General features: G+C 69.3%; 6 protein-coding genes. 2 read left to right on the forward strand and 4 right to left on the reverse strand.

The window, feature by feature from the left end:
• Positions 1-176: 176 nt before the first annotated feature.
• Positions 177-2,372, forward strand: coding sequence for a beta-galactosidase (locus B7K25_RS13435; protein ID WP_084106743.1), 2,196 nt, complete (start codon positions 177-179; stop codon positions 2,370-2,372).
• Here B7K25_RS13435 and B7K25_RS13440 read toward each other — a convergent pair.
• Positions 2,369-3,670 (reverse strand): NAD(P)/FAD-dependent oxidoreductase, encoded by a 1,302-nt coding sequence (locus B7K25_RS13440; RefSeq protein WP_200807974.1) that lies wholly within the window; start codon positions 3,668-3,670, stop codon positions 2,369-2,371. The two genes, B7K25_RS13435 and B7K25_RS13440, sit on opposite strands and share 4 nt — an antisense overlap.
• Positions 3,671-3,794: 124 nt before the next feature.
• Between B7K25_RS13440 and B7K25_RS13445 the strand changes: the two genes are divergently transcribed.
• Positions 3,795-4,217, forward strand: a complete 423-nt coding sequence (locus B7K25_RS13445; RefSeq protein ID WP_144019026.1) for a hypothetical protein — start codon at positions 3,795-3,797, stop codon at positions 4,215-4,217.
• 66 nt (positions 4,218-4,283) lie between these two features.
• Here B7K25_RS13445 and B7K25_RS13450 read toward each other — a convergent pair whose 3' ends face one another.
• From B7K25_RS13450 to B7K25_RS13460, 3 genes are all read right to left on the reverse strand, one after another.
• A complete protein-coding gene (locus B7K25_RS13450) occupies positions 4,284-4,661 on the reverse strand; it encodes a type II toxin-antitoxin system VapC family toxin (protein WP_234988284.1) in 378 nt (125 codons plus the stop codon).
• Between the two features lie 17 nt (positions 4,662-4,678).
• Positions 4,679-4,951, reverse strand: coding sequence for a type II toxin-antitoxin system VapB family antitoxin (locus tag B7K25_RS13455; RefSeq protein ID WP_159450222.1), 273 nt, complete (start codon positions 4,949-4,951; stop codon positions 4,679-4,681).
• Between the two features lie 64 nt (positions 4,952-5,015).
• On the reverse strand, positions 5,016-6,458 hold the full coding sequence (locus B7K25_RS13460) for a serine hydrolase (protein WP_200807975.1): 1,443 nt from the start codon (positions 6,456-6,458) through the stop codon (positions 5,016-5,018).
• Positions 6,459-6,597 lie beyond the last annotated feature (139 nt).

The raw sequence follows: 6,597 nt of genomic DNA on the forward strand, positions 1-6,597 counted from the left end.
GAGGCTACCGTAGCGTGTTGCGCAGCACGCAACACCGTCGAGGCGAGTCGCCCGCGAGGGCAGTCGAGCAGCACGGTCACGGACACGTCGTCCATGCTGGCCGCTACCGAGGGCGCGCGGTTGTTATCCACAGCGTCCAGTGCAACTCGAGCCGCCCGTCCTGGCAGGATCGAACCATGACGCAGAAGTCCCGCCTCCACCTGGGCGCCGCCTACTACTACGAGTACCCGGCGCTCGGCGAGCAGCCCCATCCCGACCGGCTCGCGACCGACATGCGCCAGATGCGCGAGGCCGGCCTCACGCTGATCCGCGTGGGTGAGTCGGTGTGGTCCACGTGGGAGCCGCGCGACGGAGAGTTCGACCTCGACTGGCTCGAGCCGGTGCTCGACGCGGCGCACGAGGCGGGCATCGACGTGATCCTCGGCACGCCCACCTATGCGCTGCCCATGTGGCTCGCGAAGAAGCACCCGGAGATCAACGGCGACAAGGCGACGGGCGAGCCCATCGGCTGGGGCGCGCGCCAGGAGATGGACTTCACGCACCCGGCGTTCCGCGAGCACGCCGAGCGCGTCATCCGCGCCGTGGTGGGGCGCTATGCGGGTCACCCGAGCATCGTCGGCTATCAGGTCGACAACGAGCCGGGGCTGCGCTTGCTCTACAACGATGGCATCTTCGCCGCGTTCGTCGAGTGGCTGCGCGAGCGCTACGGCACGGTCGAGCGGCTCAACGACGAGTGGGGGCTGGTCTACTGGTCGCACCGGCTCACCGACTGGTCTGAGCTGTGGCTGCCGGAGGGCAACTTCCAGCCGCAGTACCACCTCGCGTGGCGGCGCTTCCAGGCGCACCTGGTCGACGACTACATCGCGTGGCAGGCGGACCTGGTGAGGTCGCTCGTGGTGCCCGCGGCCCAGGCGCAAGGCAAGCAAGCACCGTTCGTCACCACCTGCATCTCCTACGAGCAGGCCGCGGTCGAGGACGCCTCCCTCTCGAAGAGCCTCGACGTCGCGAGCTGCAACGTCTACTACTCGAGCCAGGACGGCCTCGCGTTCCCGTCCTCGGCGGAGCTCACGCCGGACTGGATCGCCAACGGCACGTGGGGGCTCTACGGGCTCGCCGACCTCGCGTGGTCGTCCAAGCAGGCCGGCTTCTGGGTGACGGAGACCAACGCGGGCGGCATCGGCCAGTCGGCGTACAACATCCCGCCCTACGACGGGCAGCTGCGCCAGGTCACGTGGGCGCTCGTGTCCCGCGGCGCGCAGGCCGTCGAGTACTGGCATTGGCACACGCTGCACTACGGGGCGGAGACCTACTGGATCGGCGTGGTGCCCCACGACGAGCAGCCGGGGCGCGTGCATGCGGAGGTGGCGCGCATCGGCCGCGACTTCGAGGCCGTGGGCGACCTCTTCGAGGGTGCGACCCCGGACGCCGACGTCGCGTTCCTGTACTCGTCGGACGCGAAGTGGGCGCTGTCCGCATTCACGCTGGGCCAGCCGTTGGGCTCGGCGCGCATGGACCCCAACCCCGAGGCCTACCGCCAGCTCGCCATGCCCTTCTACCGGGCCGCGTTCGACGCGGGGCTGCAGACTCAGCTGGTGCGTCCGGCCCAGGTCGTGGGGGCCGATGCGCTCGTCGGGTCTCCCTCGGCGTTCGCCTCGGTGCGGCCGGTGCTGGTGATGGCGGCCGACTTCACGGCGTCCGATGCGCTCCTCGCCTGGGTGCGGGAGTACGCCGAGGCCGGTGGTCACCTCGTGCTCGGGCCGCGCTCGGCGTATGGCGACGAGGAGGCTCGGGCGCGGTCGTCGGTGAAGCCGGCGACCTTGGCCGAGGTTGCCGGGGTCAGCTACCAGGAGTTCCAGTCGCTTGAGGCGCCGGTGGCGCTCGCGGCGGCCGAGGGCGGGCCGCTCGCCGGCGTCGCTGACGGGTCCGCGTCGCTGTGGGCCGAGTACCTGCGCCCCGAGGGCGCCGAGGTGCTCGCGACTTACGACCACCCGCACCTGTCGCGCTTCGCGGCGGTGACGTCGCGGGCGGTGGGCGCGGGACGGATCACGGTTGTCGGGACGGTGCCGGACCAGCAGACCGCGGCCGCGCTGATGGCCTGGGCCGTGGGGGAGAGGGCTGGTGTGGGTGCCGCGGCTGCGGCCGCGCCGATTGCCGGCTCGTGGACCGACCTGCCCGCCAGCGTGCGGGTGACGTCGTCGACGCTGGTTGATGGCCGCCGCGCGTGGTTCCTGCACCACTGGGGCTGGGGCAAGGCGAGCGTGACCGCGCCGATCGACGTGGCCGATGCGGTCAGCGGCGAGGCGCTCGCCGCCGGGGCGGTCGTCGAGCTGGGTGCGTGGGACGTGCGGGTGCTCGTCTCCGTGGCGGGCTAGGGGATGTCCCAGCCCATCCGCTTGGCGACGTAGTCGAGGTACTTCACCATCGCGTGAGAGTCGACGTAGCCCTTGTGGCGGGGCGAGTCGACCATGTTGAGGCCGCCTGAGAGGTCGGGCTTGTCCTGCGCGATGTGGCGCTCAAAGCGCTCCCATTGCTCGGGCCTGTGCTCGCGGTCCCAGATGTGGGAGGCGACCATCGCGCCGAGCTTCTCCATCAGCCCGTACGCGCCCGAGTTGGTCTCGACGAGCCCCAGGCCGAAGAGCCCCGGCATCGCACCGAATGCCGTGAGGTAGAGCTCGGGGTGCTGCTCGTCTCCGTAGAGGTCCTGCGCAAAGGGGATGGTGTGGCGGTAGCCCGTGGCGAGCAGGATGAGGTCCACGTCCTCGGTGGTGCCGTCGGTGAAGGTCACCTCGGTTCCGGACGCGCTCGCGATGCCGGGCCGAGCGGTGATGTCGCCGTGGCCCAGGTGGTGCAGCAGCTGGTCGTTGAGGATGGGGTGGGTCTCGAAGAGCTTGTGGTCGGGCGCCTGCAGGCCCAGGCGGGTGACGTCGCCGTTGATGACGCGCAGCAGGCGGCCGAACACGGCCTGCTCGACGGCCATCGGCATGGAGGGGCCGTTCTCTGCGAAGACGTCGACGGGCATGCCGAAGATGTGCTTGGGGATGAACCAGTAGCCGCGGCGCATGGAGATCGCGGCGTGGTCGGCGCTGCGGGCGGCGTCGCACGCGATGTCGCAACCGGAGTTGCCGGCGCCGACCACGAGGACGCGGCGGCCCTTGAACTCGTCGGGGCTGCGGTAGGTGACGGAGTGGCGGATCTCGCCGTCATAGCCCGGGATGTCGACGACGTTGGGGCTCCACTGGACGCCGCTGGCCGCGATGACGTTGGTGTGGGTCGACGTAGTGCCGTCGGCGTAGGTGGCCTCGTAGGTCCCGTCCTGGGTAGGGACGATGCGCTCGACGGTGGTGCCGGTCCGCACGGCCTCGGTGAGGCCGTAGTGGTCGGCGAAGGCGCGGAGGTAGGCGAGGATCTGCCGGTGGTGCGGGTAGTCGGGGTACTCGTCCGGCATGGGGAAGCCGGTGAACCCGGACAGCGTCTTGGAGCTGATGAAGTGCGCCGAGTCGTACATGGGCGAGCCGGGGTTGTCGATGTCCCACAGCCCGCCGATCGCTTCGTGGCGCTCGACGTGGGTGTAGGGCAGGTCGTGCTCGCGCAGGGCTCGGGCGGCGGCGAGCCCCGCGGGCCCGGCGCCGACGATGAGCGTGTCTCCGGTGGGGGCGGTGCCGGGTGCCATCTGTCCTCTTTCTCGTCGCTGAGATTGTGACCGAGTGTAGGGGAGGGCCATGCAGTCGAGCGTGCGGTTGAGCCGCCCGGATCGTGCGGTGTCGTGATCATTGAGTCGCGCTAGCGTGCTGCTCATGAGCAACGTGCGTGCGCCGCTCCTCGGGGTAGCCCTCGTCGTGGCAGTGCTCAACCTTGGCGCCTGCGGTTCTGAGGGTGTCACTGTGCCGCCAGGCGCGGACGCCTTGGACACGTGCGACAGCCAGCGGATCGAGGTTGTCGACCTTGCCGGGATGGGCGAGCCGGGCTGCGACCTCGAGGGCTCATCCTTGGTGTTCCCGGACGGTTCGACTGTCGAGATCGAGGCCGTGGGGAACTCGAGTGCGTTTTCTACCAGCAGTCTCGAGGGCGTCGAGTTCTACTACGGGAACTGGGGCGTGCCGGGGGTCAGCGCGTCCGTCGTCGAGAGCGGTCAGCTCGTCGACCTGTGGGCGAGCACGCCCGAGGCGTATGAGTTGGAGCTGGAGCTGCTGCGCATCGGCGACATCGACACGGACTAGGTCGGGCTCGGGCACCGTGGCCCGCGTGCGCGTGGGGTTGGCAGGCGAGCCGATGCGCAGGCTGGGTCAGCGCTTGAGTGCCACCCGGACGTCGGTGTGGGTGAAGTCGTCGCCCACGAACAGGAGAGGCTCGTCCCGAGCGATCGCCAGGGCGTAGCTGAAGCAGTCGCCGAGGTTCAGGTCGGCCAGGTGGCCGGATCCTCGTCCGTAGTCGCGATACGCCTCGCCCGCGATGCGCGACTGGTCGGCATCGAGGGGCACGGTCTCGACGTCGAACTGTTCAAGCAGTCGCTGTGCTCGCCGGAGGTTCTCGACCTTCCCGCGGCGATAGATCACCGCGTGGATCTCGACCAAGGTCGCGGCACTGATTCGCGTGTGGCGCTCCCGCGCGAGTTGCGCCGTCAGGGTCTCGAAACCCGGCTCAGCGTCGATGATCGCGACCACGGCCGAGCTGTCGAGAATCACTTGAACAGCCCATTCTCGTCGTAGAGATCGTCCTCGGCTGTGCGCAGCGCCTCGCGCTCCTCGTCGGTCATGCTTGCGTGGATCTCCCTGATGATCACCATCGCACGGTCGTAGCGCTCCTGGGTGCGGCGGGCGTGGTCGTCGTCACCGAGGCGCTCGAGGGCCTCGCGCACGGCCGTCTCGATCGCGCTCGTCTGGGTCTGGCCTGTCTTCTCGGCCAGCTCGCGCACCAGGGCAACGGTCGCCTCGTTCTTGATATTCAGGGCCACGGGTAGAAGTCTACCTTCGACGCGGTAGACGCGGTAGATCCACCGGAGTGGTTGCCGCGATGCGTCAGCCCTGGTCCTCGACAGGACGCGCCCCGGTGTACGCGACCGCAAGCCGGGTGACCGACCACACCACACCCATGACAGCCGTGGCCGTCATCACGAGAGCCATGTCGGGCTGGAAGACACGGAGCGTGGGCATGGGAGCTCCCATGAGCCGCGGCACCAGCCACAGGATCACGACGGCGGCGGCAATCGTGGTGAGGAGCGGGAACCAGAGGCTGAAGAGACCGCCGATGCCCGACCTCTTGGCTCTGATCGCGGTGTGGTGGAACCACGCCCACGCCATGGCTGCGAGATAGAACATAGGAAGGAGCGAGAGCGACACGAACAGCGCCTGCTGTGCCAGCGCCGAGCCCTCGCCGTCGTAGTCACGCCCCAGCGCTAGGGCCGTGATGCCGTCGCGCAGTTCGGTGGTCTCGCCGAACCCGATGCCACTGCCGCCGTTCGTCAGCACGGCGACGCCCGCATCGTCTCCTGGTGCCATGGTGAGCAGCGTCTCGATGCCTGGCGTGGATCCGGAGTGCCACACGGTGCCAGCGGCGGTGTCGATGAACCAGCCGAGCCCGTACCAGGACCAGGCGGCGTTGGCGGGACGCATCATGGTCGCCTTGCCCTCGGCGCTCAGGACGTCGTCCTGATCGTTCATCATCGCGGCCATGTACAGCGCCAGGTCGTTCGCGCTCGCGATCACTCCGCCCTGGGGTGCGTACAGGGGTTGGGTGGGACCGTCCGGCACGGGCCGCTTGGTCCAGAACCATGGCGTGTGGCCCGTGGCCATGGACGGGTGCTCTTCGCCATCCGCGACAGAGCTGTTGTTCATCCCGAGTGGCTCGAGGACGTGCGACTCCACGTACGTGGCGAACTCCTCACCGCTGACCACCTCGATCAGGCGGCCGGCGATCTGGTAGTTGGTGTTGGAGTACTCCCACTGCGAGCCGGGTGCATAGGCCGGCGCGACGTCGGCGAGGGCGTCGACGCCGCGCGCGAGGTCGTCCACCTCGCCCGTGGTCTCCACCGGCGCAGTGTTGCCCTGCAGGGTGGAGTACCCGCTCGTGTGGCTGAGCAGTTGGCGCACGGTGACGGGCCCCGCCGGCTGTCCGGAGAAGCTATCGAGGTACGTCTCCAGCTCACCGTCGAGATCGACGCTGCCCGCCTCGACCAGCTGCATCACGGCGAGTGCTGTGAAGCTCTTCGAGATCGAGCCGATGACGAACGGAGTGTCGGCCGTGACCGCCGTGTCCGTGCCTTGGCGGGTGACGCCGCGCGCAGCGGCCACGGTCGTGCTGCCCTCCTCGACCACGGAGTACGCGAGGCCCGGCACCTTGGACTCGGGCATCGCGGTTGCGATGAACGCGTCAATCTCCTCCTGAGGTGCGGAGGCCGCGGCGCTCGCGGTGGCGACGGCAAGAGTCGCGGCGAGAGCCGCGATGACGCTTCTTGGTCGCACGCGAACCCCCCCCTGGTCGCTGGACGCGCGAATGGCCACTCCAACCTAGCGAAGGCCCCTGGTGCGGGCAAGGATGGGGGAGTGGGCGGAGCGCACGCAGGAGCCGCAACGACTCGGTGCGACTTAGGTGTTCTTCGCC

The organism is Demequina sp. NBRC 110056 (assembly GCF_002090155.1).
Classification (GTDB): domain Bacteria; phylum Actinomycetota; class Actinomycetes; order Actinomycetales; family Demequinaceae; genus Demequina.

What these genes read in the sequence shown, in the direction of transcription:
- B7K25_RS13435 (WP_084106743.1), top strand. Translation starts at nt 177, where the DNA reads ATGACGCAGAAGTCCCGCCTCCACCTGGGCGCCGCCTACTACTACGAG.
- B7K25_RS13440 (WP_200807974.1), bottom strand. Translation starts at nt 3,670, where the DNA reads ATGGCACCCGGCACCGCCCCCACCGGAGACACGCTCATCGTCGGCGCC.
- B7K25_RS13445 (WP_144019026.1), top strand. Translation starts at nt 3,795, where the DNA reads ATGAGCAACGTGCGTGCGCCGCTCCTCGGGGTAGCCCTCGTCGTGGCA.